Origin of the sequence: Metabacillus hrfriensis, from assembly GCF_030127205.1 — a bacterium.
Taxonomy (GTDB): Bacteria; Bacillota; Bacilli; order Bacillales; family Bacillaceae; genus Bacillus_P; species Bacillus_P dongyingensis.
On the sequence record NZ_CP126116.1, the window covers coordinates 3,319,128 to 3,345,164 of the forward strand.

Here is a 26,037-nt window from a genome sequence, read left to right on the forward strand (position 1 = left end):
CTCATCTAAGTGAAGAGAGCCTGTTTCGCATTTATAGTAACCTGTAATAACGTTCTGTAAGCCATGTTTTGTCCCTTTGTACTGCAAACGGCCGGTATCACCTCGTACTCCGGTGGTAATCATCTATCTACAGAAGCGAATCGCTTCCGGCCTTCTCCTTGTTCAATTCCTAAGAGAAGGTGCCCCTACCTATATTTGGGTTTCTCGCTCGAGGGGTTTACCGCGTTCCACTCTTTCAGTTTCCCGAAAGACTACGTCACTGTGGCACTTTCAAGGTATTAGAGCCATATCCCGGATGGGACTTAGGCTTGTTCCCTGCCGTCAGCCAAAATCTTTGGCTGCCCTAGCTTATGACTTCGCTAGGCACGAACACTACGGGCATCTCAGCACCGTGCGAGCATGGACTTTCCTCTACAGCCCTAAAGACTGCAGCGATTACCTGAACGTTATTATTTTTTAAGAGCAAATATTAGTATAGTTAATTTAAGAGAGTATTGCAAGTGTAAATAAATGGAATCAATCGTAAAGCTTGCTGCCAAAAACGTGTTTCTCTAAGTTAGATAAACGTTTCAGAATATCAAAATTCGTGGTATTTGTTTGTACTGGCTGAGCCTGTTTGCGATTAAAAGAATCTTCAAGCTGCTTTGTCAAACGAAGGTTTTCCTGCTGCAGCTCCTCAATTTCCTGATGAAACGTTTCATAATCTTTAATCACTAAGTCTAAAAATTTATCAACATCTTCCTGCTTATAACCGCGCATACCCTGTTTAAATTCTTTTTCTAAAATTTCTTTAGCCGTTAATTTAATTTTATCAGAAAGCATCTCTTTCACCTCGTCACACTGAAATCATCTTTTCATATTTTTTCACATTTTAATTGCAATTGTCAATTTCTCTTCGCTAACTTGACCAAAATCCATCCGATTTACTCTGTTCTTCTTCTACAATCATTTGCAGATCTGAAAAAGAAATCATCATTATTGAATATTCGTTTGTTTCCGCCTTTTTTCTGGCCGTCTCCAGCAAAAATTTTGGAGAACCCTGATTTTCTTCATCATAAACAAGAAGCAAACCTTGACTCTTTGAAACAAAAAACTCATTTTTTAAGCGAAACTGGTTTGGATTTTCATATTTTCGTTTTGTAATACTATCAACGAAATCAGCTTGAGACAGAATGAATTCATAGTATTCTTTATTCTCGTCATTCCACTTCTCTTCCTGATCCAGAAAAGGTGTAAGCACACCCAGCTTTAATTCATCATACTCCAACTGCAAATCAAAGACAACCTCTGCGGCCCATAGCTCAATACCAAGCTGTCCGCTTATCAATACCCATTCTAAGCCATCATCAATCAGCTGACGCAATGACTTTTCAATTGCCTTTTTAATATACCCTATGGAAGGATCATCTTTTTTAAATATGCCCAGCTCAAATGGCTTGTAGCCGGAAACTGTTACTACTTTCATCTATGTATCGTCTCCCTTCAAAAGAAGATAGGAGCTGATACCCTAGCATCAGCTCCTACTATCTGAGGTTAACGGCCGTAAGGACTAAATGGTGGTCTTGGACCGCCGCCGCAGTTAAATTGTTGGTTTGAAACTTGATTTGCCATAGATTGTGTTTGAGGGAAAAAATGTTTATGCTGGACCATTTGATGATTTACTACAGTAGTATGGGTTGGATGAATGTGCGGAACGACTGTTGTAGAAAATGTATGCTGAACACAGCATTTTGTCGGATGGACAATCGGCGGACACATTTTAGTAGGTCCCATAGGTCCCATCATTGCTGGCGATACCATATTTGGTGCAGGCATATTTGGGCCCATTTGAGCTCCGCCCACTGCAGGCATATTCGGTCCCATCATACTGGGTGATACCATATTTGGCATATTATTATTAGGCATCATATTTGTTTTGACTCCTTTCCTTCATTTCTTATCTGTCTTACATTGATAGTCTATGAAGAAAAGTGTGTACATGTACTGATGCATTAACCTAATTTTTACAAGAAAGCGTAGAATGTGTCCTTGAAGTTTGAAAAGATAAAAACTGTTGCAAATAAAACGATGAAAAACAAGTAGAAAATACCTTTGTACATATTCCGATCACCCCAGGCAGATAGTGTTTACAGTCCTTAATTTTACACACATCTACACCATTCTACAATTACCTATTTTATTCTTTGCAAAATTTCACAATATCGACAAATTCTCCGCGAAATACCGCTGATTTTGCGCTTCCCCGGGGAATAATCAGCGGCTTTTATTTCCTAATCGCTTCATTCTTTTTAAGAGCGCAAGCTTTTCTTTTTCAGAATCGGTTTTTAATGTTTGATCTTTTGCTTTAATCGTTAAGTAAGCAGATGCAGCATATGACAGTGCTTTTTCATAGTTCTTTTCTTTGTGTTCATAATACTTCGCAAGCTCTACGGCAGCTTTCGCCTTCTGTTTCAAACTCTTGCTCTCAGCAACAGAATGAAATAATGGCAGGGCTTCCTTCAGTTGTTTTTTCCTTTTCAAATGCATGGCCATTTCGAATTTCGCCTCGAATTCTTTAGCCTCGCTGCGGTCTGCTACAGATCTGAATGTGTCGAACGCTGTTTCTTGATCTCCGGCAGACTGCAGCCATCTTGCCACTTCATACTGCTCTGTATCCGTTGCTTCGACATCCGGGAACAAGATTCGGTAAGAAAGATGTGTGTACAAAGTAATTAAAGAAAGAATATCAATCTCGTTATGAATCATCACACCCTCGATATGATCAGGATCCTGAGATTGAACAAAGGTAAAATAAAGCATAGGAGCAAGATAGCCAGGAACATCATGCTCACGTTCAATACCCAGTATTTCTTTCTCTACTATGCTGAGTTTTACTGATTCCAAACTAGATTTCCATAACCTTCTTGCGGCATGGAACAAATCAAAGTGGCCGAAAGCTGGGAGTTTTGGCACTTGTTCGCGTACTAGAGTATGCCTTGTTTTTACCTGAGGCCAATCGAACGCTTTACCGTTATAGGTAACGAGAGTTTTTGTATTTACATGGCTTAAAAAGCTTTGATAAAGGGCGACTTCGTTTCCCGGTTTGGGGAGAAAATGCTGCTTGACAACCACTTTGTCATGGAAAACCTGTGCGTGCCCAAGCAGAAAGATTGTATTGCCTGCACCGCCCCCAAGTCCCGTCGTTTCTGTATCAAAGAAAAACAATTCAAAAGAATCATGGTCTTTCGATGATAATGGATGCAGGCTGTTTCTTTCATTCCAAAGAGAAACGGCTCTATGAAATTCACCCATTTGATAGAGACCATGTTTAAAGTCAAGCGGATACGTGCGTTCCCTGACCATGCAATACTCTCCATCGAACCAAAAGGGCTTGGCATCCAGAGCCTTCCACTTTTCAAGGTTTGGAATTTCCTCCGAATGGGCTGCCTGTGCAGTTTCTGAACTGCCTTCAAGTGACATATGTGTTTTTAATCGATTTAACTTTCTTTTTAATGACAAGGATTCTCTGCTCCTTTTAACTGAACTAATAATTGAAGGGTATCGTTTTTTTGATGATCAGACCCTTCAATTCCTGTGCACGATGGGCATCCGGATTCGCATGGACAGCCTGCAATCATCCCTATCGCCTCCTGCAGGACGAACTCCATTGTTTCAAACACCTTATTTGAAAGCCCCACCCCTCCCGGATAACGGTCATACAGAAATACAGTCGGCAGGTCATTATGAGTGGCTTTCATTTGCGGAATAACACTAATATCGGATGGATCACACATCACACTCAACGGGACGATATGCTTCAGAGCATGTGCAATTCCCAGCAGCGCTTCCTCGAGCCTGTCTTTTTTAAGCGATTTTGACAGTTCATCCGATAAACTGATCCATGCCGCATTTGTATGCAGCTCTTCTTCCGGCAGATGAATGGGTCCTGAACCGATGTTTTCATGTGTATCGAATTTAATTTTTTTGAAGATCGTAGCCATCGCCTGAACCGTTACATCTCCAAATCCAAGCTGATGCGTTTCAGTGCTTTTTGATTTATCTTCCTCCAGCACTTTTAACTGGACAGCAAGATTTGCGTCCGTAAAATAATCAACATCCACTTCTCTCACAAATGCCTTTTTTTCTTCCCAGTCTAGCTTCTCAACCTGATATTGAATCCCCTGATGCAGGTAGATGGCTTCATCATGCAGCAGAGTCATTGCGCTGAATCGGTCCATTTCCCCAATAACTTTAACGTGAGCGATATTTGTCTGATCAACGATAATGACGTTTTCCTGGGAAGCTGATCTCAGGCTGATGTTATGGGCTGGAAACGAATCGTTCATCCAATGATAACGCTCACGGTTGAAATAAAGCACCTTTTCTTCCGTCAAAAATTCAAGGATATCCTCAAGCTCAGCATTTCCAAAATTTTCACCTTTTTTGAAGGGCAGTTCAAACGCCGCACATTTCACATGGTCTACTAAAACAATGAGATTATCTGGATTTATTATGGCTGTCTCGGGATTTTGCTTAAAAAAGTAATCGGGATGCTGAATAATATACTGGTCAATCGGCGTCGATCCTGCAACCATGACAATAAGCGCCTCTCCGCTTCTTCTTCCGGCTCTTCCAGCCTGCTGCCACGCACTTGCAATGGTCCCGGGATATCCCGTCATTATGCACACCTGAAGCTGGCCGATGTCTACTCCAAGTTCAAGGGCATTTGTACTGACAACTCCAAGAATGTCGCCGTTTCTAAGCCCTTTTTCAATCTCTCGCCTCTGCTTAGGCAAATATCCTCCGCGATATCCGCGTATCGTCTGATTGCCAAGCTCCCCTTTAATTAGCTCCTGCAAATACGTTAAGATAATCTCGACACGCACTCTGCTTCTTGCAAAAACAATCGTCTGAATCTTGTTTTTTAATAGTTCGCTTGCAATTTTTCTTACCTCAAGTGTAGCGCTTTTTCGGATATTCAGCGGTTTGTTCACGATAGGAGGATTGTAAAATAAAAAATGCTTTCTCCCTGATGGTGCACCGTTGTTATTAACAAGAGACATCTCCTCTTCCAGCAAATTCTCTGCGAGTTCCTGCGGATTTGCGATAGTTGCAGATGTACAGATAAACACCGGATTACTTCCATAAAAACGGCAAATACGCTTCAATCTTCTTATGACATTAGCAACGTGGCTGCCAAATATCCCCCTGTAAATATGAAGCTCATCGATGACAATATATTTTAAGTTCTCGAAAAGAGAGACCCATTTCGTATGGTGCGGCAAAATGGCAGAGTGAAGCATATCCGGATTTGTCATGACGATATGCCCCGCTTTGCGAATGACATTTCGGATGTTTGGCGCCGTGTCACCGTCATACGTATATGAATTAATATTGACTCCAAGCTCTGTGATCAGTTCGTTCAATTCGCTTTTCTGATCCTGCGCTAGTGCTTTCGTTGGAAACAAATAGAGAGCTCTGCTTGATTCATCATTTAGAATTTGCTGCAGCACCGGCAAATTGTAGCACAGCGTTTTCCCTGATGCTGTCGGTGTAACAGCTACAAAGCTTTTTTTCATATGTGCAAGCTCATAGGCCGCAGCCTGATGAGTATATAAATTATGTATGCCTCTTGCTGCAAGGGCTGATTTTAATTTTGGGTCCACTGAAGCAGGCATTTCAGCCGTTTTTGCTTCTTTTGGTTCAATTGTATGAGCATGTACAACCTGATGCTTAAACTGCTCATCCTTTTTTAGAAATTCAATGATTTCAGCCAGTGACTGCTTTCTTCTCATTCGCTTCACCTCTCTATTCATTTTAACAGAATAAATGTTCGTTTTTAAGTGGAACAACCCATAATTAATTATTGGAAATTTTGATGAGGTTTACATGAGAAATAGGAGATGTCTGAGGTTTGGAGACCTGATTTAAGAATTAATTCCATGACTTTTTTTATGATTTCTTTACATTGGTGAACTAATGAAAGCCATTCTGTTACTCTGCCAATAAAAAAAGCAGGCAGCTGCCCGCTTTATACATTTCGTTATTTAACTTTTATTTCAAAAACTTTATCAGAGCCGCCTTTAACCTCGCCTAATGGAGATTTTTGCACATTCTCGATAATGTCGCCGTTTGTGATGATGATTGGTGTTATGGTGCTGGCTGCTTTTTCTTTAATTAAATTCAGATCAAACGTAATTAATTTGTCTCCAGGTTTTACTTTATCGCCCTCTTTCACAAAAGCTTCAAAGCCTTCCCCGTTCATTGCAACCGTTTCAAGTCCGATATGAAGCAAAATTTCCATGCCTGTCTGGCTTTTAATTCCAATCGCATGTTTAGTGTGGAAAAGCTGTATGATTTCTCCTTCAACCGGAGATACAAGGATACCTTCAGAAGGTTCAATAGCCATTCCGTCACCCATCATTTTTTGAGAAAAGACCGGATCCGGAACATCTTCAAGATTAAGTAATCTTCCTGTTAGAGGTGCGTAAACCGTTTCTTCTGTTTGCTTTTCAGTCTTTTTTCCAAATAATTTTTTCAGCATGTTCATTCTCCTTTTCTGCTTTCGTTTCTATTATTAGAAATACCCGGTACCCCTGAATTTAAACGCTTCCTTAAGCCCGTCCCCATCTTAATCATCACTATTTAATCACAAAAAGCTTGAATCAAGCAACCAATTCACGGCTTCTTGCATAATTTAGCCTAAAAGAACGGGGAGAGCCCAAAAATGACTAAGAAAAAACAAAATCCTTTTTATGAGCTCGCAGAACAATTTTTTGGCGATAGCTCTTTTAAACAGCATTTAAATGAATTTGAAAAATTGTTTCAGAAAAAAACGAACACATCCTATCTGAAAATTTCTCAGTACGAAGAAAACGGACATTATTTTGTTAAAGCAGAGCTTCCGGGAATAAGCAGGGAACAAATCCGCATTGAACTGCATGAATGCTATTTGACCATCACCATCACCCATCAGGAAGAAATCAACATCCAGCACACAGGAGGTTCGAGCGTTTCAAAGAAATGCGAGCACATCTCTAAAACAGTATTATTGCCTTTTGCCCCGGATAAAAATCAATTATATACAACTTATAAAAACAGCTGTCTGCTGATTTCAATACCTATTGGAGAATCTTTTCCCCCGTCCAAAAATTAACACTATAATTATGCCTCACCTATAAGAAACTATAGGCAGGAGGTGCAATTCATGCAAAATGAACATATGAAAAGAATAAGCGCAGAACCCTCAGATTCCCCAAAGCTTGTGATTAAGACAAATCTGGACTCTTCAACCTCTGCTGAAGAGAATCCTTATTTTTCCGGCAGCGATAAAGAAAAAGTCAAAAAGTATTTTGAGGACCGCTGAAGATGGATAAATCATTAAGCTATTTGCGCGAGGTCCTGTCTAATTATCTGGAAGATCATGAAGTAAGCAGACATTTATATCAAAAGCTGTCTCAAAAAGTCTATGATGACGAAAAACATTTTGCCCGAGATTTATCTGAAAAAGAACAATCGTTTTTAAATAAGATGCTGCCTCATGAAATCAAGCACGCAATGGGTGAACAGGATTATGTGCGTGTTGATCAGCTAAATGAAGTTTATGAAGAACTGCTGTAGAGGTGTTTAAAATGAAGAATGGGACTGGTTTTTCAAATACAAAGCAATACAGCAATACTGATATTGAAAAAGTGAAACAGCTGAATGCCCAGTCAGGCCTGTCTTATCAGGATGCAAAACGGGTTCTGGCTCTTAAATATGCATCAGATCACAAAGAACCATAACAAAAAAAACGCGTGCTGACTTTCACGCGTTTTTGTTTTGTTCATCATTATTTCTTTCGACCAGTGATTGTTTATATGCCTGATGAGTTGTAATCGCTGCACCTGCTGCAATAAATCCATTTGCAATGCTGCTTACGGAAAAACCAAGTGTAAAAATGCTTGCGATGATGCCCGCGCCCAGCAAAATCCAGATAATCATCCAATCTTGAACTTTAGGAGTCCTTTTTAAGGCACTTCCTAAAATCATCAAAGCTGGTACAACAATAACTAGTTGAGGATGAACGCTGATTTGATCAAACACGTTTGAAAGTGCGCCTATCACCAATTTGAACACCTCTTTTCAATTCTTCCTTCATGCATATAATCCTTTTTATACCTTAAACATTGATGTAACACCTTTTACGAGGGAACTCATCTGGTTCACAGCACCCATCATCTGCCCCGCAGTGTCCATCACCTTATTGAAGTCCATTTGTCCGTCCGGTTTTTTAAATTGGGACATGACAGTTGAGATTCCTCCTGCCTGGTTTTTAGGATTTGGCATAGGCTTCGGATAAGGATTGGCATACATGGCGTTCGGGATAGTTTGCGGCTGCTGCGCTGGAAATCCTTGAGCTTGATAGCCATTCATATAAGGCGGCATTTGACCTTGCTGAAAGTATCCTGGATTTTGCTGCATTTGTTGATAATTATGTTGAACCTGAGGTAAATATGTCGGGTTTTCAAATGGCGGATATCCTTCGTATGGATAGTAATAGCTAATTCTCTCTTCTTTTTTCCTTCTGCGGTTTTTAAATGAATTTGCTCCGGCTGAATACATGATTCATACCCCTTTCAGATACATTAGGCTATTTCATAGGTATGCAGAAAAAAGAGCAGCCGTGCTTGTCCTTCAAAACGAAAAAATATGTCAACTCTTGTCGGAAGTTTAAATTTTACAAAAAATTAAGAAAAATAAATGACATGGTAGGATATTAAAAAGGGAATGGGAGGAGATACAAGATGAATTTGCAAAGCATAAAAACAGCATTTTTTGAAGCGAAGCATTTTGAACCAAAAAGCATGAGCGAACTCCTGAATTTTATTAAAACTATGTACATCAATGGGGAATTATCCATCAGCGAGTACCGAACTGCCGTCATGCTGCTTGAAACGTCTGAAACATCGAATCCCGGACATGAAGTAAAAATATAGCCATTATTTTCTTAAACAGAGAGGCGATTCCTACTCTGTTTTTTCTTTTAAAATACATAATCCTGCTGAATGAAACCATATTATGAAGGACTCTTAAATTAAATACTTGGAGGTTTTCAATATGGGAAGAGGCAAAGATTTTAATCATAAGAAAAAAGGGCATGAATTAACGATTTCAAAAAAAGGACAGCCCGTCGCTGCAAAACATTCTAAAGATGTCGAATATGCAATTGAACCTGCTGCAAGTAAAGGAGAACGTGCTGTCACCTTTCAGGAAGCTCGTGAAATTGATGAATAGATCGTGCAGGCCGGCTCAAGTTTAGCCGGTTTATTGCTTTTTAATAACACAAAAAAGCTCCTCTTTAATTAGGAGCTCTTCATCTGAATGTGTGCAATTACTTGCTCAATCACATAGTCTACGGACTGTTTCATGTTTTTGAATCGAATTGGTTTTGACTCTTTATAAAAAGATTGCAGCACAAGCTGTTCGAAATTTTCTACTGTAGAGTCAATTTGAGCTGGAAATAAATATTTTGGTCTTGCCGTGATCCTCCATGTCAAGACATCTTCTTTCCACTCATTCATGATAGCCATCGCCTCTTCAAACGCAGGCTTTACTTCATTAAAGAAATCAACCTCATCCTTCTTTTTTGCATCATTTTCAAATCGGCTGACACATTCGCCTGTTATATGAAGGAGCTTATTTGAGTTTTTCAGAATTTTGGTATTCATGCTCTGACACCGCCTCTATGAGGTATCTTACCAAACATGAACACGAAATTCCATCATCTGCTGTGCATTAGTAACTTAATCGATATCTCGGCTGAACTCTGGAGTTCGTGTCCTCCCTTGTCCCATCATCATTAATGAACTGGCTTGCTTCGGTTAAATGCAAAACAGCGCCTTCCATGTTCTTATATAGCTCTTCTTCACTCTGGCATATCGTTTCTGTTACTCTTTTTTGTATGGCAAGTTCTAATTTCGTCATCTCTTCATCTAATTCCATCAATAACTTTTCAACAACCATCTTAGGTATGAGGTGCTCCACGCTGACTCCTCCTTTCAATCTACAGGTACTATTCGAGAAGCTTTACCTTCCACCCTTCATGGGTGACAAAACTAGTTCGTATTCGGCAAAGAAAGAAGAAAATACTGGATAAAGGTTAATTTTCGACATCCTCTAATGCGACATTCTGCATGAAATCAATCTGCGTGCAAACAATATTGATAGGAGGTGGCATCATGGCAAAAGAAACGAAAAAGAAACAGCAAAAACAATCTCAGGCACCATCAAAAAATGACCTGGATAAAAAGCTTGGAGGGCCGAACCGCCCTTCGACATAGAAAAGCGGAATCGCCCGTTAGCTCAGGCATGACTGATACGGATCAGCCAGTAAAGGCGATATTTGCCTTTGCTGGCTGATCCGTTCTCGCCGAAGAGTTGGGCGATGGAGCTGGACAATACGAAAAGCGGAACCGACTGGTTAGACCCGACAGACAGTTAAGGCTCTGCCGGAACTTGCTTAAGAAAAGAAAGCAAGGATCGATTAATCCTTGCTTCTTTTTCCTTTATTGTGAATGTATTCATTTAACAATGAAAATGCATGCATCTGATTTTGCTTTTTTATAAGCCACTCGGTCATTTCAAATTCTTTTGGTGACGGCTGAGGTCTGTACCATTTATTCATTGGCTGGCCATGAAACCAATTTCTTTCTTTTACGTCTAATTGGTGGGAGATCACCGGAAAGGATGTTCTTAAATAGGGTGTTTCTCTTTTTCTTCCACCTTTTAAGTATTTTTCATAATCATATCTCGACCCTGTATGGACTGTCCGGTCTGAAAAGTCCATAAACTCCTGATAATAATCCGGGTGAAAAAGCAGCCACGATAAAGACCTTCCGAGTTTGATGCGGCTTTTCAGTTTTTTAAAATCATTAACGGAAAAACCGAATAATCTGCCTTCTATAGTAGGGAAAACGACTGTGCTAAAATGAAAGAGGTCCTGAAATAAAAAAAGAGGTGTATGAAAGACCTTTCTCTTAAAAATAGCCTTTTCAATAATCGGCTTCTGAATTAAATGCTGTTCGTTAATAATCAGCGAGGTCATTAAGTGTCCTATGTTTTTTTTTCTCCAAAAAATCTGCCATTCTCTTTTCATAAACGGCGAAACATGAAATTCATCTAGCAAGTGAAAAAGAGGATGCCCTTTTTGTTTTGAAATCTCATACAGCATGAGCTGGGGATATGCATCGGAGAAAATGAGCCAGTTAGCATCCTCATAAGTCAGAAACAATGCTTTTATCATTTTTTTATTTATCATTTTTTGAAACCAAGTGCCTTTTAAATCCGTCATACAGTAGCCGGCATTTCGTGAAACCATGCTCGCTAGAAATGCCCATCTAATTTCAGGATTCCTTATATAATAGCTATGGTAGCTTTCGGTTCTCGAAATGTTGTCGTAATTTTTTTTTAATGTCGTATTCTTTATAAGTGCTATAATATTATTTTCTTCCATTGTTCTTTGATTCGACTGCAAATCTTTATCGCTGTGCATACGATCTCACCTCACTCCTTATAGACTCTCCTGATTGAGGCTGAAGTACACATATGCAGCGTTAACAAAATCGAAACTTTTTATCCATGTCTTTTTCTTTTTTTTTGATATGATAAGTAGTAGTTTTACCTGAGGAGGGAAGAAATGATTTTTCGTTATCCTAACGGAAAAACGTATAACCCGAGCACTGCTCCGCCTAAACAGCGCCAGCCGAAAGAAACATACAGCAACAGAGGGATGACGCTTGAGGAAGATTTGAATGAGACTAACAGTTATTATTTAGACAGAGGCATCGCTGTCATCCATAAAAAACCGACCCCTGTTCAAATAGTAAATGTTGATTTCCCTAAACGGAGTGCAGCTGTCATACGCGAAGCTTATTTCAAACAGTCATCTACAACGGACTACAACGGTGTTTATAAAGGAAAGTATATTGATTTTGAAGCTAAAGAAACTAGGAGCTCCACTTCCTTTCCGCTTCAAAACTTCCATGAACATCAGATCAGGCATATGAAAATGGTGCTTGATCAGGGGGGATTATCTTTTGTCATTCTCTCTGCCTTCCAAACATTTTATCTGATGGAAGCAGCCATCCTGCTTGAATTTTGGGAGAGAAAAGAAAACGGCGGAAGAAAATCAATCACAAAAAAAGAAATTGAATTAACATCCCACCCCATTCCGCTTGGCTATCAGCCCAGAATTGATTATATTAAGGTATTGGAAAAACTATATTTTCTCTGATCCTTTAGCAAAGCGGATTTTGTAAAATGAAAGGTTGGAAAAAGTAATGTCAGATCAATATAAAAGTCGTGAAGAACGCAGAAAAGCGTTAGCACAAACAAGTAAAAGTAATAGTAAAAGCAAAAACAAAAAACCGAATAAACCTGAACGGGGCTCTCTCTTTAAACGCATCCTGTTCATATTAGTTTCCATTGGCCTGATCGGCCTGATCGCAGGCGGTGTTACTTTTGCAGTGATTGCTGCAGGGGCTCCGAAGCTTGATGAAAAAAAATTAAAGGATTCTTATTCTTCCACAATTTTTGATAAAGAAGGCAACGAAATTTCAGAAGTAGGCGCCCAAAAACGCACCTATATTTCTTATAATGATATTCCCAAAAAATTAGAAGAAGCTGTACTTGCGACAGAGGACGCCCGTTTTTACGAGCATAGCGGTGTAGATATCATCCGTCTCGGCGGAGCTGTAGTGGCCAACATTACACAGGGTTTCGGCTCACAGGGCGGGAGTACCATTACTCAGCAGGTTATTAAAAATTCCTTTTTCACACATGAGAAAACAATTACAAGAAAAATACAGGAACTATGGCTCGCTTTTCAATTAGAACAAAAATATTCAAAGCATGAGATTCTCGAAATGTATTTAAACAAAATCTATTACCACCCTCAATATTACGGTGTAGGGAAAGCTGCAGAAGGATTTTACGGAAAAGAATTAAAGGATCTTGAACTTCATGAAGCAGCGATGCTTGCTGGCATTCCGCAAAGCCCGACGAATTTTGATCCTAGAAAGAATCCTGAATCTGCAGAAAAAAGACGAAATATTGTTCTTAACTTAATGGTGAAGCAAGGATTCATTACAGACCAAGAAGCAGAAGATGCTAAGAAAGTGCCTGTGCAGTCAACGGTCGTTCCAGAGAAGGAAAAATCGAATCCATACAGCGCGTATGTGGAACAAGTTATTGAAGAAGTGAAAGATAAAACGGATATAGATGTAAGTTCAGCAGGTGCAAAAATCTATACAACGATTGATACAGATGCACAAAAATATGTGGAAGAATTGCTCAATGGCAGTGAGATCGCCTATCCGGATGAAAACTTCCAGGCCGGTGTTACCCTCATTGATACTGAAACCGGCGAAATTCGCGCAATCGGCGGAGGCCGGAACCAGAATGTCGGAGACTTTAACTATGCGATTGACACAAGAAGACAGCCAGGTTCAACTATTAAGCCTGTGCTTGATTATGGTCCTGCAATCGAATACTTAAAATGGTCAACGTACGAACAAATTAAAGACGAACCTTATACTTACTCAAATGGAGTCAAAATCAATAACTTTGACAGAAGCTTTAAAGGACAAATGTCCATACGTGATGCTCTTGCAGAGTCCCGTAATATTCCTGCTCTTAAAGCCATGCAGGAGGTCGGACTGGATAAAGCACGTGACTTTGCAGCAGGACTTGGCATCCCGCTTGAAGAGGAAATACCGGAAGCTTATTCGATAGGCGGTTTTGATACTGGTGTCTCCCCTCTTCATATGGCAGGAGCCTTTGCCGCATTCGGAAATAACGGAATTTACACAGAGCCGCACGCAGTAACAAAAGTTGTTTTAAGCGACGGCACAGAAATTGACCTGTCTCCTGAACCGGAAACCGCCATGAGCGATTATACAGCTTACATGACAACTGACATGATGATCTCTGTAGTAGAAGAAGGTACAGGTACAGCTGCCCGTGTACCAGGTGTTACTGTGGCAGGAAAAACAGGAACAACGAACTTCTCTGAAGAAGACAAACAAAAATACAACGTTCCTTCAGGAGGAGCGAAAGACAGCTGGTTTGTTGGATTTACACCAGAATATTCAGCAGCAGTATGGACTGGATATATGAAAAACGATGAAAAAATGCACTTGACGAAAACGGATCAGCAGCTTGCAAAAAAAATCTTTAAAGAAGTAATTTCAGAGGTTTCAAGCGGTGAAGGAAAAGACTTCAAAAAACCGAATTCCGTCGTTAAAGTAACGGTTGAAAATGGTTCTAACCCTCCGAAGTTAGCAAGCAAATATACTCCTGACAGCAAAAAAATCAGCGAGTACTTTGTAAAAGGAACAGAACCGACAAAGGTTTCAGAGCATTATAAACGTCTTGCGAAGCCATCTGGCTTCAATGTGAATTATGATCAAACAAGCAATCAAATTACACTCAGCTGGGACTATAGAGAAGACTTAAGAGATGCTGTATCATTTGAAATCAGCCAATCTGTCGACGATAGTCCTGCACAAGTAATCAATAAAACAAAAGATACAAGTATGGTTATCCCTAATGCTGTTCCAGGTTCGACTTATAAGTTCCAGGTAACAGCAGTAAGCGATGATGACAACTCGAACCGCAGTGATTCTGCTGCTGCTGTTTTACAGGTCCCTGAAGCTATCATTGAAGAGCCTGTTATACCAGAGGAGCCTGAGGAAGAACCAGGTGAAGGTGAAGGTGAACTGCCTCCTGGTGAGGAGCTTCCTGGTGAAGAATTGCCTGGTGAAGGTGAACTGCCTCCTGGCGAGGAACCTCCTGGCGACGGCGATGATGAGGGCGACGGCGATGGCGATGGACAGCCTGGTGAAGGTGAAAACCCTCAAGAACCAAGCACCCCGATCGTTCCAGTCCCTCCAACAAATCCTCCTGGCAACGGGAATGGGAATAATGGCAATGGCAACGGCGGAAATGGTGATGGTGATGGTGATCAAGGCGGCGACAATGGATAATAATTTAAACCCCTCTGCTTAGGCAGAGGGGTTTTTTGTTTGGTGTGTATTTACAATTTTCTGTGGAGAAAAGATGATTGGTTATCGTATTTTTTTTGAAATTTAAAAATATCCCTAATTTGTTGATCACATTCCCCTTCAAAAATAATAAAAACGCAAGAATCAAATGCTGATTCTTGCGTTTTATTTTTCCCGGCTTCTCATGGCTCTATTTTTATAATACTGCTTAATCATTTCTTCAATAAGCTGATTGAGCTGAACGAAAGAATGATACTGTTCAGGTTTTAATAGGACATACATCAGTCTTTCAGATGCATTTATTGGCTTCACCGAAAAAGCTGTGAAATCATCAGATTTAATATCAAGATCATGAATGGGGCATTCATTGCTCCAATAAATCAGGCAGATCAGGATTGAGATCCCCTTGATCATCTTGGCTTTATCGGCTTTTTTTGCATTTGAACGGATTCTGCTTTTGATTGTCTCCTGAATTGAATGCCATTCATCTATTAGGACGGGAATACTTAATTCAGGATTTTTCCATGGATAAAAATCAATGGGCACATTTGCTTTAAAACAGATATCAAAATAAAAAGGATTGCTTTTAATGATTTCTTCCACCGCAGACGAAGAATTTAAAGGAATTGCGTGTTCATCCCTGCAAAAAAACGGCTCATACATAAAGGCTTCTGGCAAATCAATCAATCGCAGCATTCCGAACCGTTCCTTTTTTCATTCTTTTTTGCCCTTCACGGCACATATGAAGCAGCGGGCATTCCGTACATTTTGGAGCCTGTGCTTTACAGTGGTACCTTCCAAAAAAGATGAGGCGATGATGAGTAAGCGACCATTCTTCTTGCGGCACTTTCCGCATAAGTGTCTTTTCTACTTCCAGCACGGAATCTTTCCATTTGCATATAGCAAGTCTCTTGCTGACTCTTTCTACATGCGTATCAACCGCAATAGCAGGAACTCCAAATGCAACTGAAACAACCACATTGGCTGTTTTGCGGCCTACACCGGGAAGCTTCGTCAGCTCGTCTCTGTCTTTCGGCACCACTCCCCTATATTCTTCCAAAAGGAGGGTGCAGAGTTTTTGTATATTTTTAGCTTTATTGCGGTATAATCCAATGGATCTGATATCATTTTGAAGTTCTTCAATGGATACAGATAAATAATCCTCAGGCGTTTTGTATTTTTCAAAAAGCTTTTTCGTCACTTTATTGACCAGGACATCTGTACACTGTGCAGATAGTGCCACCGCGATGACAAGTTCAAAAGGATTGCTATGATTCAGTTCACAATGTGCATCAGGAAACAGCTCCCCCATTGTATCAAGAGCTTCTCTGATTTGATTCTTATTCAGCATGCGATCACCTTTTAATTATTGTTTAAATTCATTCCTTGAAATTTAACTTTCCAGCCAATTATAAAACGGCACTTTTCGTTTATACTCTTCATCCGATTGATTTTGCTTCTGAGGCTGGGATTGATGCTGCCGGAATCGTTTGCCGTAATTTCTTGCCTGATCGATTGTCCGAATCCCATTTTTCTTCCACTCAAAAAGAATTCTGTCAATATACCTGAAGTTAAGTTTACCGGAAATGACCGCTTCTTTTAAAGCTGCTTTGATGATAATCGGATCATGATAATCCTGATCCATCCAGATCGAAAGTGTCTCAACTTCAAACGGTGAAAGAGGCCTTCCGAATTCACTTTCAAATACAGGGTACAAATTAACGTTTTCCTGCTGCTGTATTTCTTCTGTTTTTTTCTCATCTTTCATTAACATAAATTCATATATTTTTCCCCAAAGAGGCTTCAGAGAATACCGTTCGTATTTGATGGAAGCTTGCTCATACTCCTCGATGTCTAAAAGTCCTCTTTGCAGCAAACTTCTGAGAAGGGATGTACATGAAGATACAGATATGGACATATGACTTGATAATTCGCTGGGGGTAGGAAATTGATTTCCATTTTGAAGATGGAGATTTACTTGAAGAAGCAAAACGAGCTCCTCTTCTTTTATTCCAAATTGATGATAATGCATAATTAATGCTGCAGGAACAGATAAAGACCCCTGCTCTTGCATGTTTACAAATTGTTCCTTATTCATAACGAGCCACCTCACCTAAAATAGTATAACATGTCTCGGCAGAAAAACGGTGATGGACTTTCATTCCAATTTAGAAAAGCGGAATTGCCCGTTTAGCCCCGACAGGCAGATAAGGATCCGGCAGAAAAGGCGCATTTTTCCTTTACTTGGCGGATCTGTTCTGACCGAGGGGCTGGGCGATATAGCTAGGGCTACATGAAAAGCGGAGCCGATTGTTCAGCCCACTTAAGTGTATAAAAATAAGGCAATTCAAATACATCAACTCGAGCCTGTAAATAAAATGTGAGCCTCCTATCAAGGAGACTCACATTTATTATTACGGATATAATCTGTTAAGCAAACGAGGGAACGGAATGGATTCGCGGACGTGTTCTACACCGCTGATCCATGCAACTGTGCGCTCAAGGCCAAGACCGAATCCTGAATGCGGAACAGATCCAAATTCACGCAGCTGCAGGTACCACTGATAAGCGTCTTGTGATAGATCGTGCTCGTCGATGCGCTGCTTTAATAGTTCATGATCATGAATACGCTGTGATCCGCCGATGATCTCGCCGTAGCCTTCTGGTGCGATTAAGTCCGCGCAAAGGACGACATCATCACGATCAGGAGCAGGCTGCATATAGAAAGGCTTAATACCTGTAGGGTAATGAGTAATGAATACTGGCTTGTCAAAGCTTTCTGCGATAGCTGTTTCGTGCGGTGCGCCAAAATCTTCGCCCCATTTAATGTCATCAAATCCTTTTTCATTTAAGAATTTGATTGCATCGTCATATGAAATTCGAGGGAATGGCGCTTTTATCTGTTCAAGTTTAGCTGTATCACGTCCAAGGGTTGTCAGTTCAAGCTTGCAGTTTTCAAGAACGCTTTGCACGATATAAGACACATAGTTCTCTTGTACAACCAGGTTGTCTTCGAATTCATAGAAGGCCATCTCAGGCTCGATCATCCAAAATTCGATCAAGTGGCGTCTTGTTTTTGATTTTTCAGCGCGGAATGTCGGTCCGAATGAAAAGACCTTTCCAAGTGCCATTGCTGCTGCTTCCATGTATAGCTGACCGCTTTGAGATAGATAAGCATCTTCATCGAAATATTTCGTTGCAAAAAGCTCTGATGTTCCTTCTGGTGCGCTGCCTGTTAAGATAGGAGGATCTACTTTTGAGAAACCTTCTTTATTGAAGAACTCATAAGTTGCACGGATGATTTCATTTCTGATTTTCATTACAGCATGCTGACGCTTGGAGCGCAGCCATAAATGGCGGTGGTCCATTAAAAATTCAGTGCCGTGTTCTTTTGGAGTAATTGGATAGTTCACGGACTCGTGAATCACTTCAATGCCCGTTACCCCAAGTTCGTATCCGAACGGTGAACGCTCGTCCACTCTGACAACACCTGTTACATAAATAGAAGACTCCTGAGTAATAGATTTTGCTGTCTGGAATACTTCTTCATCTACTTCTGCTTTTACGACTACGCCCTGAATGAAGCCCGTGCCGTCGCGCAATTGTAAAAAGGCAATTTTGCCGCTTGAACGTTTATTCGCAATCCAGGCGCCAATTGTGACTTCTTTATCTACAAATTTGCTTACTTCTTTAATTGTTGTTTTCACTTAATTGTTCCCTCCAAAAACCGGATCATAAATATATGTATATAGTTGCTATTATACATTTGTTGCATGCTTCGTTCAAACATAAATGTGAGCCGTCAAATGACGGCTCATCTTTATCAATGAACACTGTTTTCTTTTACAAATCGATCAATTCTGACTAAAGCCTCTTCTAGTGTATGAAGAGAAGTTGCATATGAAAGCCTTACATTTTCAGGTGCTCCAAATCCGGATCCAGGGACAATCGCCACTTTTTCCTTTTCAAGCAATGCTTCTACAAAGTCATCTACATTTGCAAAGCCGGTAATTTCTGCCGCTTGCTTGGCATTAGGGAAAAGATAAAAAGCTCCCTGAGGCTTTAAGCATGTAATTCCAGGAATCGAAACAAGCTTGTCATAAATAATGTTCAGGCGTTCTTCAAATGCTTTTCTCATCTCTTCTACCGGTTCCTGTGAACCTGCATATGCAGCAATTGATGCATATTGAGCAATTGAAGTCGGATTCGATGTGCTGTGGCTTGCAAGATTTGTCATTGCTTTAATGATTTGCTCATTTCCGGCGGCGTATCCAATTCTCCAGCCAGTCATCGAATGCGATTTTGAAACACCGTTAATGATGATTGTCTGCTGTTTTAATTCCTCAGAAATCTCGGCAATGGATACATGAGTGTTTTCGCCATAAATTAATTTTTCATAAATTTCATCTGAAACAATCAGCACATTTTGCTGAAGGCAGATTTTTCCCAGCTCTTCAAGCTCTTCTTTTGAATAAAGCATTCCTGTTGGATTGCTTGGAGAGTTAATGATGACTGCCTTCGTTTTATCTGTGATTGCTGCTTTAAGCTGATCCGGAGTCATTTTAAACTGATTCTCTTCGAGCGCATTAACATATACAGGCACACCATCTGCAAGCTTGACTTGTTCAGGATAGCTTACCCAATAAGGAGCAGGAATGATCACTTCATCCCCTTTATTGAGAAGAACTTGAAAAAGAGTGTAAAGAGCATGCTTTGCACCTGTGCAGACGATAATTTCACCCGGTTTATAAGCAAGATTTTGATCCTGCTGAAACTTCCCGATAATTTCTTTTTTCAGCTCTGCAAGTCCGCCTGCAGGTGTATATTTTGTTTGTCCCGCATTCATTGAATGAACAGCCGCATCAATAATATGCTGCGGTGTATTAAAATCAGGTTCTCCAGCTCCTAGTCCAATCACATCATGACCGGCTTCTTTAAGCTCTTTTGCTTTTGCTGTAATCGCTAAAGTGGATGAAGGTGTTAATGCAGATACTCTATCGGCTAATTTCATGGATATGTCCCCCTATTTTTTAATCGCAATATGCTTTCTTATTTCTCCATTGCTGAAATTTATTAAATCATATGTATAACGATTTCGATCGTCAATATATTTTACTTCCCAAAGCGGTATGGTCTTTTCCATTCCAAGCTTGACGCTTATCACTTTTTCAGGATTTTGTTTTGCTTTTACAATTTCCAGCGCTTTTTTTTCTGAAATGCCGTCAGCGGCAAGCTTCAGCACAGGTTTTTCCTTGCTGTCCTCAGGAACCCAAACGTAAACAGCTTCATTGCTCTTATTCAAGCCTGTAATCACGTAATATTGTTTAAGGCCATTAAATGTTTCAACACTTTCGGCATTTTTCAGGTCCGTTTCTTTCAATGCACGCTCAATAGCTTCTTCATGTCCATCGTTTTTTTGAGCCATGGCTGAATGATAAACGTTAAAAAAGGCTCCCAGTGCAGCCAGCAGAAAAACGGCTAAAACACTTGCTCCGATTGTTATTTTTTTCCCCATGTTTCGAATCCCTACGTTCTGTAAATCGTAAATACGGCTTTATTTTTATCATCCTGATCAAGTGCAAGCCCAAACATCAAATTTTCTCTCTTCAACGTCCGATTTAACCCATCGACAATTTTATAGAGGTCATCTGAGTGCTCTACGGTTACGGTTGATAAAATCTCAATTTTACTTTCCATGACCTATTCCTCCTATGCAAAAACAAAAATTGTAACTTATATGTCAGCCTCAAAGGGCAACAATAACAAATACAGACAACACAATGTTGTTTTATGTACCCATTATAACAGTATCATTATCAATTAGTGAAAATAAATTTTCTCCTACCCACACCATTGCCTGTGCTGCTCGCACAGGCTTTTTTTTATATGCCTATTTTTGTAAGTTTCACATTTTTTTGGCCCTGAACAAACTAATGCGTGACGCCGTCATTCATTATTATTCCAGCGGACAATTTCATTATGAAGGCGCTCCATAGTTTCTACATGGACATCTATGGACGGCAAAGATGCAATAAAGTGTCTGCCGTACTTTGCTTCTATTATTCGCTTATCAAATACAAAGAGCAGTCCTTTATCTCTCTCCGTCCTGATCAGTCTGCCGAATCCCTGTTTAAATTTCAGGATTGCTTCAGGAAGTGAATAGTTGTAAAAAGCATTTTCCCCCTGCTTTGTGATCTGTTCGCATTTTGCTGCAACAACTGGATCATCCGGCGGAGAAAATGGAAGTCTGACGATAATCAAAGTTGTCAGTTCATCACCTGGGAAATCCATGCCTTCCCAAAAAGTGCTCGTTCCAAGAAGAATAGCCTGATCAAATTGACGGAAATTCTTTGTCAGCTTTGAAATGCTGCCGCCTCCCTGACCCATGATCATAAAATCTTCCAGGCTCGAATCGGCTTTTAAGAGCAGATTTGTTTTTTTCAGCATGTCATAAGCCGTAAACAATACGAGCAGCTTTCCTTTTGTGGCCTTAGCAATTGTTGAAACATTTTTAGCAATAGCTGCCGTGTATTCATCAAGTGTCACATGCTGCACAGCCGGAAAATCTGAAGGAATCATTAATTTTGCCTGTTTTTTATATTCAAACGGCGATTTTATTATAAATGTCTTCGGATAATAATCCGCAAGACCAAGTTCTCTGATCATGTAATCAAATGAATGATCTACAGTCAGGGTAGCTGATGTCAGAATCACGCTTTTCATCTCTGCGAAAAATCCATCTGCCAATTGTTCAGATACAGAAACGGGCTGTGAATAGACACTGACAGCGTTTTTGGCACCTCTTGATTCGATTTCTATCCATTTGACAGCTTCTAATTGTTCTTTGAAAAAAAGTGTGTCCAAATCCTTGTATGCATCCCCGAATTTATCAAGCACGGCAAAGTATTCATAAAGAATAAAAGATTCTTCTTCATTTTTTATCTTGTGAAAATCTTCTTTTTGTTTATTCATGATTTTCATTAAATCATGGAGCTGAAATTTCACTCTTGCTGCCACCTCTAAAATGGCAAGCCATTTTCTGCTCTGCTTTTGGTTATGTTTAAAACGATGAGTGATCCTGTTCGTCTGCACTTCTTTTTCATTTTGAAGGACGTAGCTGTGCAGGGTGCTGAACAGCACTCCATTGTCTTCAACGAGCTGTTTTAAGATGGCATCCATCTCAAGAAAGGCATCATTTAACCCATTTTTCGAAAAAAGATCCTGAGTTCTTCGAAGCAAGCCGTTTGTATACAGGTTTCCAAGCTGATTTGTTAAAGCCTGCAGGGTTAAATAGTGCATTCTTGTACCTAAATGTTCGCATGCGATTCTCTCAAAATGATGTGCCTCATCAATGATCACTTCCTCTACATCATCAAGTAAATGACTTGATGATGAGATGCTTGAAAGCAAAAGATTGTGATTGGTTATTACAACATCCGCTTTTTTGGCGTTTTCATATGCTCTTTTGAAAAAGCAGCGCGACAGCCAGGGATTTTTATCTGAATTTGATGATTTCTCATCATAATGAAGTCTTTGCCAGAGCAACTTCCCGCCAGAAGGCAAATTCAGTTCATCAAAGTCCCCTGTCTCTGTTTCAGTCAGCCATATTAAGAGCTGTGATTTGGTTAAAATATTATCGTAGTTGTAATCATCTTCGTGCAGGTATTTTTCGAATTTACGCAGGCATAAATAATGCGACTTGCCTTTAAGAACGGCCATATGGAAGGGCTGATCGATGGCTTTCCGGAGCATTGGAAATTCTTTTGCCATGACCTGCTGCTGCAAAGCGTTCGTATATGTACTGACTAATACACTTTTTCTTTCTGACATTGCGTAATAAATGACCGGGATTAAATAGGCAAGCGTTTTTCCGGTTCCTGTACCCGCTTCTATTAACGCATGCTGATGAGATTGAAAGGACTCATAAATTTCCTTCATCATTTTCACTTGCTCTGTCCGCACTTCATACTGCTGAAATTGTCCTGCAATTGGGCCGTTTTTGCTCATCAGCCGATCCGAAAAGGCCTGAAAATCCTCTGTAAGCCTGCTATCATGATCATGAGCCTGTTTGGAATGTTTTTTAATTGCAATTGAGCGAAAGACTTCAATATGCTCAGGTTCACTAAGGTTAAGCAGCCTCTCAGATATGATATCCTCAAGTACATCTTCAATATCGCTGATAAACGAACGTGATAAACGCTTCAGCGCTTGAAGAGTGGCAGGAGGCAGCCCGACTAGTTTTTTAAGAATATGTACAAACAGCTCCCCAGTTACCTCAGCATCGCTGTCGGCACGATGGGGATTGTCATGCCTGATGTTCAGCTCTTCGCACAGCTCAGACAATTTATAGCTGTCTGCTCCCGGAAAAACAATCCTTGATAGCTCAACAGTGTCAAGCACAGGTCCAGTAAATCTCTGCAGCCCGCTCCGCTCGAGTTCTTCTTGTATAAAGGAAAGATCAAAATGAACGTTATGCGCCACGAAATAAGCATCACTTAAAAGAGCAGAGACTCTTTCAGCAATGTCTTCAAACGGGGCTGCATCCTTTACCATTTCATTTGAAATACCGGTTAATTGCTCAATAAAATGAGGGATTGGCTTCAGTGGATTGACAAAGCTTGAAAAACGCTCTGCCACTTTGCCGTTTTCAATCACCACAGCTGCAAGCTGAATAATTCGATCCCCTTTCTTTGGAGAATTGCCAGTCGTTTCAACATCTATTACAACAAATCTTTGTTTCATTTTGATACACCTCAATTAATCGAAAAACCAATAACGTTATTTTACCACTTATAAAGCAAAATCCCCCAATAATCGGGGGATTTTTTAAAATTTTTATAGGATGGTTGCCGCAGGCTCCTGACCGAGGAGTTCGACAATCTGATTTTTTTCATTCATGATGGCAACCTTGGGTTTATGATCATGAACTTTTTCCTCAGCGACCATTGCATATGAAATTATTATGACGACATCATCTTCTTGAACAAGCCTTGCTGCTGCCCCATTCAGGCAAACAACGCCAGACCCTCGCGGACCAGGGATAATATATGTTTCAAATCGTGCGCCATTATTGTTGTTGACGATTTGAACCTTTTCATTAGGAAGCATATCAACGGCCTCCAGAATATCTTCATCAATTGTGATGCTGCCGACATAATTCAAGTTTGCTTCAGTGACTCTTGCACGATGAATTTTTCCCTTCATCATTGTACGAAACATTAAAATCTCCTCCACAGCTGTTTTCTATCTAAATTTCATTCTTTATCATTTAAATCGATTGTAATATTATCAATAAGCCTGGCTTTTGTAAACTTGACTGCAATTGCGAGGATAACCTCCCCCTTCAATTCCGCCAATGCCTTAAGTTCAGGATAAGAATAGATCTCGACATAATCTATCACGCCATCTGTATGAGCTGACAGATAGGATGTCACTGATTCAATGACCGTTTCTGCTGATTTTTCCCCTTTAAGCATCATTTCTCTTCCTGTCTGCAGGGCTTTATAAAGATGCGGGGCCTGTTTTCTTTCTTCTGCAGATAGATAAACGTTTCGGGAGCTTTTTGCAAGGCCATCCTCTTCCCTTACTGTCTGAATCGGAACAAGCTCAACAGGGAAATGAAAGTCTGAAATGAGCCCGCTGACAACCGCTACCTGCTGAGCATCCTTCATTCCGAAATAGGCACGGTCAGGACCAACCAGGTTAAAAAGCTTGGTCAGCACCGTTGCTACTCCGTCAAAGTGGCCAGCTCTTGATTTTCCGCATAAAACGTCAGTCCGCTTTTCCACTTTTACTGTAACGGAAGGCTCGTCTTTGTACATTTCGTTAACTGATGGGGCAAAGATATAATCAGCCCCCGCCTCTTTTGCAAGCTGTGAATCCCTCTCCATATTTCTCGGATAGGAATCAAAATCCTCATTCTCTCCAAATTGCAGTGGATTTACGAAAATGCTGATGATCATAATTTCATTCTGGCTTCTTGCTTCTTGCATTAATTTCAAATGCCCTTCATGAAGAAAGCCCATGGTTGGGACAAAGCCGATCGTCTGCTGTGATTTCTTATGGACTTTCATTGTCTGCTGCAGTTCATTTATCGTAGTAATGATTTTCATTTAGATTGCGTACCTCCATATAAGGACTGAAGTTCATCATCCTTCATCGTGAAGGTATGTTTTTGCTCAGGAAAGTGTCTGCTTTTTACCTCTTGTACGTATTCATTCAAAGAAGTTTTTATTTGACCGCCGATGTTCGTGTATTGCTTAACAAATTTCGGCACACGGTTCACACCGTATCCCAGTACATCATGATAAACAAGCACCTGTCCATCTGTTTCTGCTCCTGCACCGATTCCGATGACAGGTATATTTAATCTATTTGAAATTTCTGAAGCAAGCTGTTTTGGAACACATTCAAGCACTAATGCAATTGCGCCTGCTTCTTCGCACTGTTTTGCGTCATGAATTAATTTTTTTGCACTTTCTGCATCTTTTGCCTGTACCTTATAACCGCCAAGTACACCAACTGACTGAGGAGTAAGCCCTAAATGGGCAACGACAGGCACCCCCGCGTTTGTAAGCGCTTCAATAATAACAAGCACATCATCAGCACCTTCAACCTTTACTGCATGCGCCCCGCTTTGCTGCATTATTTCAGCTGCATTTTTTAAAGATTGCTCTTTTGAAAAGTGATACGACATAAAAGGCATATCTGTCACAATGAAAGTAGAAGGCGCACCTCTTTTGACAGCCTTTGTGTGATGAATCATATCACTTACTGTAACCGGCACTGTAGAATCATACCCGAGTACAACCATGCCAAGGGAATCACCGACTAAAATCATATCCACTCCAGACTCTTCTGCAAGCTTAGCTGAAGGAAAATCGTATGCTGTTAGCATCACTATCGGTTCATGCTGCTGCTTCATTTTCATAAAATCTAATCTTGTCTTCATTTTTTCCCCTCCCATTAATTGCAGAGGAATTTCGTAACCGAAAAGACATGAAAAAACCTTCTT

Annotated in this window: 31 protein-coding genes and 1 other RNA gene; 9 read left to right on the plus strand and 23 right to left on the minus strand. The window is 40.3% G+C overall.

Going from position 1 to position 26,037, the window contains the following annotated elements; all coding sequences use genetic code 11:
- Window positions 1–52: 52 nt before the first annotated feature.
- The 7 genes from rnpB to QLQ22_RS16360 form a co-directional block, all read right to left on the minus strand.
- Window positions 53–447, minus strand: an RNA gene (gene rnpB / locus QLQ22_RS16325) — RNase P RNA component class B.
- Between the two features lie 69 nt (window positions 448–516).
- Window positions 517–822, minus strand: coding sequence for a cell division regulator GpsB (gene gpsB / locus QLQ22_RS16330; RefSeq protein WP_070876299.1), 306 nt, complete (start codon window positions 820–822; stop codon window positions 517–519).
- A 76-nt stretch (window positions 823–898) separates the two neighbouring features.
- The gene (locus QLQ22_RS16335) at window positions 899–1,465 is read right to left on the minus strand and encodes an SLOG family protein (RefSeq protein WP_223436178.1); all 567 of its coding nucleotides are present in this window, start codon (window positions 1,463–1,465) and stop codon (window positions 899–901) included.
- Window positions 1,466–1,533: 68 nt separating this feature from the next.
- On the minus strand, window positions 1,534–1,908 hold the full coding sequence (locus QLQ22_RS16340; protein ID WP_275976713.1) for a spore coat protein: 375 nt from the start codon (window positions 1,906–1,908) through the stop codon (window positions 1,534–1,536).
- 345 nt (window positions 1,909–2,253) lie between these two features.
- Window positions 2,254–3,498 carry a ribonuclease H-like domain-containing protein gene (locus QLQ22_RS16350; RefSeq protein ID WP_223436181.1) on the minus strand — a complete coding sequence of 415 codons (1,245 nt, stop codon included), beginning with the start codon at window positions 3,496–3,498 and terminating at the stop codon, window positions 2,254–2,256.
- Complete coding sequence (locus QLQ22_RS16355; RefSeq protein ID WP_223436183.1) at window positions 3,489–5,774, minus strand: DEAD/DEAH box helicase; 2,286 nt, start codon at window positions 5,772–5,774, stop codon at window positions 3,489–3,491. Before QLQ22_RS16355 ends, QLQ22_RS16350 begins: the two co-directional genes overlap by 10 nt.
- Window positions 5,775–6,022: 248 nt before the next feature.
- Window positions 6,023–6,523 carry a PTS sugar transporter subunit IIA gene (locus tag QLQ22_RS16360; RefSeq protein WP_223436185.1) on the minus strand — a complete coding sequence of 167 codons (501 nt, stop codon included), beginning with the start codon at window positions 6,521–6,523 and terminating at the stop codon, window positions 6,023–6,025.
- A gap of 183 nt (window positions 6,524–6,706) precedes the next feature.
- Here QLQ22_RS16360 and QLQ22_RS16365 point away from each other — a divergent pair, with 183 nt between their 5' ends.
- From QLQ22_RS16365 to QLQ22_RS16380, 4 genes are read left to right on the plus strand one after another with little or no spacing between them, the layout of a single operon-like run.
- Window positions 6,707–7,135 carry an Hsp20/alpha crystallin family protein gene (locus QLQ22_RS16365; RefSeq protein WP_223436186.1) on the plus strand — a complete coding sequence of 143 codons (429 nt, stop codon included), beginning with the start codon at window positions 6,707–6,709 and terminating at the stop codon, window positions 7,133–7,135.
- 51 nt (window positions 7,136–7,186) lie between these two features.
- On the plus strand, window positions 7,187–7,345 hold the full coding sequence (locus QLQ22_RS16370) for a hypothetical protein (protein ID WP_223436189.1): 159 nt from the start codon (window positions 7,187–7,189) through the stop codon (window positions 7,343–7,345).
- Between the two features lie 2 nt (window positions 7,346–7,347).
- Entirely contained in the window at window positions 7,348–7,599 is a 252-nt protein-coding gene (locus QLQ22_RS16375; protein ID WP_223436190.1) for a sigma-G-dependent sporulation-specific acid-soluble spore protein CsgA, read from the plus strand.
- 11 nt (window positions 7,600–7,610) lie between these two features.
- Window positions 7,611–7,763 (plus strand): hypothetical protein, encoded by a 153-nt coding sequence (locus QLQ22_RS16380; RefSeq protein WP_223436194.1) that lies wholly within the window; start codon window positions 7,611–7,613, stop codon window positions 7,761–7,763.
- Between the two features lie 22 nt (window positions 7,764–7,785).
- On the opposite strand, the gene QLQ22_RS16385 is transcribed toward QLQ22_RS16380, so the two are convergent.
- Window positions 7,786–8,085, minus strand: a complete 300-nt coding sequence (locus tag QLQ22_RS16385; protein WP_223443520.1) for a phage holin family protein — start codon at window positions 8,083–8,085, stop codon at window positions 7,786–7,788.
- Between the two features lie 48 nt (window positions 8,086–8,133).
- The gene (locus tag QLQ22_RS16390) at window positions 8,134–8,583 is read right to left on the minus strand and encodes a YppG family protein (RefSeq protein WP_284015210.1); all 450 of its coding nucleotides are present in this window, start codon (window positions 8,581–8,583) and stop codon (window positions 8,134–8,136) included.
- A 182-nt stretch (window positions 8,584–8,765) separates the two neighbouring features.
- Here QLQ22_RS16390 and yppF point away from each other — a divergent pair, with 182 nt between their 5' ends.
- Together yppF and QLQ22_RS16400 are read left to right on the plus strand one after the other, a co-directional pair.
- Entirely contained in the window at window positions 8,766–8,957 is a 192-nt protein-coding gene (gene yppF / locus QLQ22_RS16395; protein ID WP_223436197.1) for a YppF family protein, read from the plus strand.
- Between the two features lie 121 nt (window positions 8,958–9,078).
- Window positions 9,079–9,255: a hypothetical protein gene (locus QLQ22_RS16400; protein WP_223436199.1), complete on the plus strand. Its 177-nt coding sequence runs from the start codon at window positions 9,079–9,081 to the stop codon at window positions 9,253–9,255.
- Between the two features lie 68 nt (window positions 9,256–9,323).
- On the opposite strand, the gene QLQ22_RS16405 is transcribed toward QLQ22_RS16400, so the two are convergent.
- Together QLQ22_RS16405 and QLQ22_RS16410 are read right to left on the minus strand one after the other, a co-directional pair.
- On the minus strand, window positions 9,324–9,689 hold the full coding sequence (locus tag QLQ22_RS16405) for a DUF1798 family protein (RefSeq protein ID WP_223436202.1): 366 nt from the start codon (window positions 9,687–9,689) through the stop codon (window positions 9,324–9,326).
- 67 nt (window positions 9,690–9,756) lie between these two features.
- Window positions 9,757–10,005, minus strand: a complete 249-nt coding sequence (locus tag QLQ22_RS16410; protein ID WP_223436204.1) for a hypothetical protein — start codon at window positions 10,003–10,005, stop codon at window positions 9,757–9,759.
- A gap of 194 nt (window positions 10,006–10,199) precedes the next feature.
- Between QLQ22_RS16410 and QLQ22_RS16415 the strand changes: the two genes are divergently transcribed.
- Window positions 10,200–10,301, plus strand: a complete 102-nt coding sequence (locus QLQ22_RS16415) for a spore protein (RefSeq protein WP_223436206.1) — start codon at window positions 10,200–10,202, stop codon at window positions 10,299–10,301.
- A 203-nt stretch (window positions 10,302–10,504) separates the two neighbouring features.
- Here the strand turns inward: QLQ22_RS16415 and QLQ22_RS16420 are convergent, their stop codons facing one another.
- Entirely contained in the window at window positions 10,505–11,512 is a 1,008-nt protein-coding gene (locus tag QLQ22_RS16420; protein WP_284015211.1) for a DUF2515 family protein, read from the minus strand.
- Between the two features lie 147 nt (window positions 11,513–11,659).
- Here QLQ22_RS16420 and recU point away from each other — a divergent pair, with 147 nt between their 5' ends.
- Together recU and QLQ22_RS16430 are read left to right on the plus strand one after the other, a co-directional pair.
- Window positions 11,660–12,253, plus strand: coding sequence for a Holliday junction resolvase RecU (gene recU, locus QLQ22_RS16425; protein ID WP_275976766.1), 594 nt, complete (start codon window positions 11,660–11,662; stop codon window positions 12,251–12,253).
- Between the two features lie 46 nt (window positions 12,254–12,299).
- Window positions 12,300–15,005, plus strand: coding sequence for a penicillin-binding protein 1A (locus tag QLQ22_RS16430; protein WP_284015212.1), 2,706 nt, complete (start codon window positions 12,300–12,302; stop codon window positions 15,003–15,005).
- A 183-nt stretch (window positions 15,006–15,188) separates the two neighbouring features.
- Here the strand turns inward: QLQ22_RS16430 and QLQ22_RS16435 are convergent, their stop codons facing one another.
- The 11 genes from QLQ22_RS16435 to panB all read right to left on the minus strand — a co-directional run bounded on the left by QLQ22_RS16435 (window position 15,189) and on the right by panB (window position 25,974).
- Complete coding sequence (locus tag QLQ22_RS16435; protein WP_252207140.1) at window positions 15,189–15,719, minus strand: YpoC family protein; 531 nt, start codon at window positions 15,717–15,719, stop codon at window positions 15,189–15,191.
- Window positions 15,703–16,374: an endonuclease III gene (nth, locus tag QLQ22_RS16440; protein ID WP_223436215.1), complete on the minus strand. Its 672-nt coding sequence runs from the start codon at window positions 16,372–16,374 to the stop codon at window positions 15,703–15,705. The genes QLQ22_RS16435 and nth overlap by 17 nt, the downstream gene beginning before the upstream one ends.
- A gap of 42 nt (window positions 16,375–16,416) precedes the next feature.
- Window positions 16,417–17,121: a DnaD domain-containing protein gene (locus QLQ22_RS16445; RefSeq protein WP_252207141.1), complete on the minus strand. Its 705-nt coding sequence runs from the start codon at window positions 17,119–17,121 to the stop codon at window positions 16,417–16,419.
- A gap of 316 nt (window positions 17,122–17,437) precedes the next feature.
- Entirely contained in the window at window positions 17,438–18,730 is a 1,293-nt protein-coding gene (gene asnS, locus QLQ22_RS16450) for an asparagine--tRNA ligase (RefSeq protein ID WP_223436218.1), read from the minus strand.
- A 116-nt stretch (window positions 18,731–18,846) separates the two neighbouring features.
- On the minus strand, window positions 18,847–20,034 hold the full coding sequence (locus QLQ22_RS16455) for a pyridoxal phosphate-dependent aminotransferase (RefSeq protein ID WP_252207142.1): 1,188 nt from the start codon (window positions 20,032–20,034) through the stop codon (window positions 18,847–18,849).
- A 12-nt stretch (window positions 20,035–20,046) separates the two neighbouring features.
- Window positions 20,047–20,538, minus strand: coding sequence for a cell wall elongation regulator TseB-like domain-containing protein (locus QLQ22_RS16460; protein ID WP_223436222.1), 492 nt, complete (start codon window positions 20,536–20,538; stop codon window positions 20,047–20,049).
- 11 nt (window positions 20,539–20,549) lie between these two features.
- The gene (locus tag QLQ22_RS16465) at window positions 20,550–20,720 is read right to left on the minus strand and encodes a YpmA family protein (RefSeq protein WP_070878095.1); all 171 of its coding nucleotides are present in this window, start codon (window positions 20,718–20,720) and stop codon (window positions 20,550–20,552) included.
- A 249-nt stretch (window positions 20,721–20,969) separates the two neighbouring features.
- Window positions 20,970–23,765 carry an ATP-dependent DNA helicase DinG gene (dinG, locus tag QLQ22_RS16470; protein WP_284015213.1) on the minus strand — a complete coding sequence of 932 codons (2,796 nt, stop codon included), beginning with the start codon at window positions 23,763–23,765 and terminating at the stop codon, window positions 20,970–20,972.
- Window positions 23,766–23,858: 93 nt separating this feature from the next.
- Complete coding sequence (gene panD, locus QLQ22_RS16475) at window positions 23,859–24,242, minus strand: aspartate 1-decarboxylase (RefSeq protein ID WP_223436228.1); 384 nt, start codon at window positions 24,240–24,242, stop codon at window positions 23,859–23,861.
- Window positions 24,243–24,277: 35 nt separating this feature from the next.
- Window positions 24,278–25,135 carry a pantoate--beta-alanine ligase gene (panC, locus tag QLQ22_RS16480; RefSeq protein WP_284015214.1) on the minus strand — a complete coding sequence of 286 codons (858 nt, stop codon included), beginning with the start codon at window positions 25,133–25,135 and terminating at the stop codon, window positions 24,278–24,280.
- Entirely contained in the window at window positions 25,132–25,974 is an 843-nt protein-coding gene (gene panB / locus QLQ22_RS16485; RefSeq protein WP_223436232.1) for a 3-methyl-2-oxobutanoate hydroxymethyltransferase, read from the minus strand. The genes panC and panB overlap by 4 nt, the downstream gene beginning before the upstream one ends.
- Window positions 25,975–26,037 lie beyond the last annotated feature (63 nt).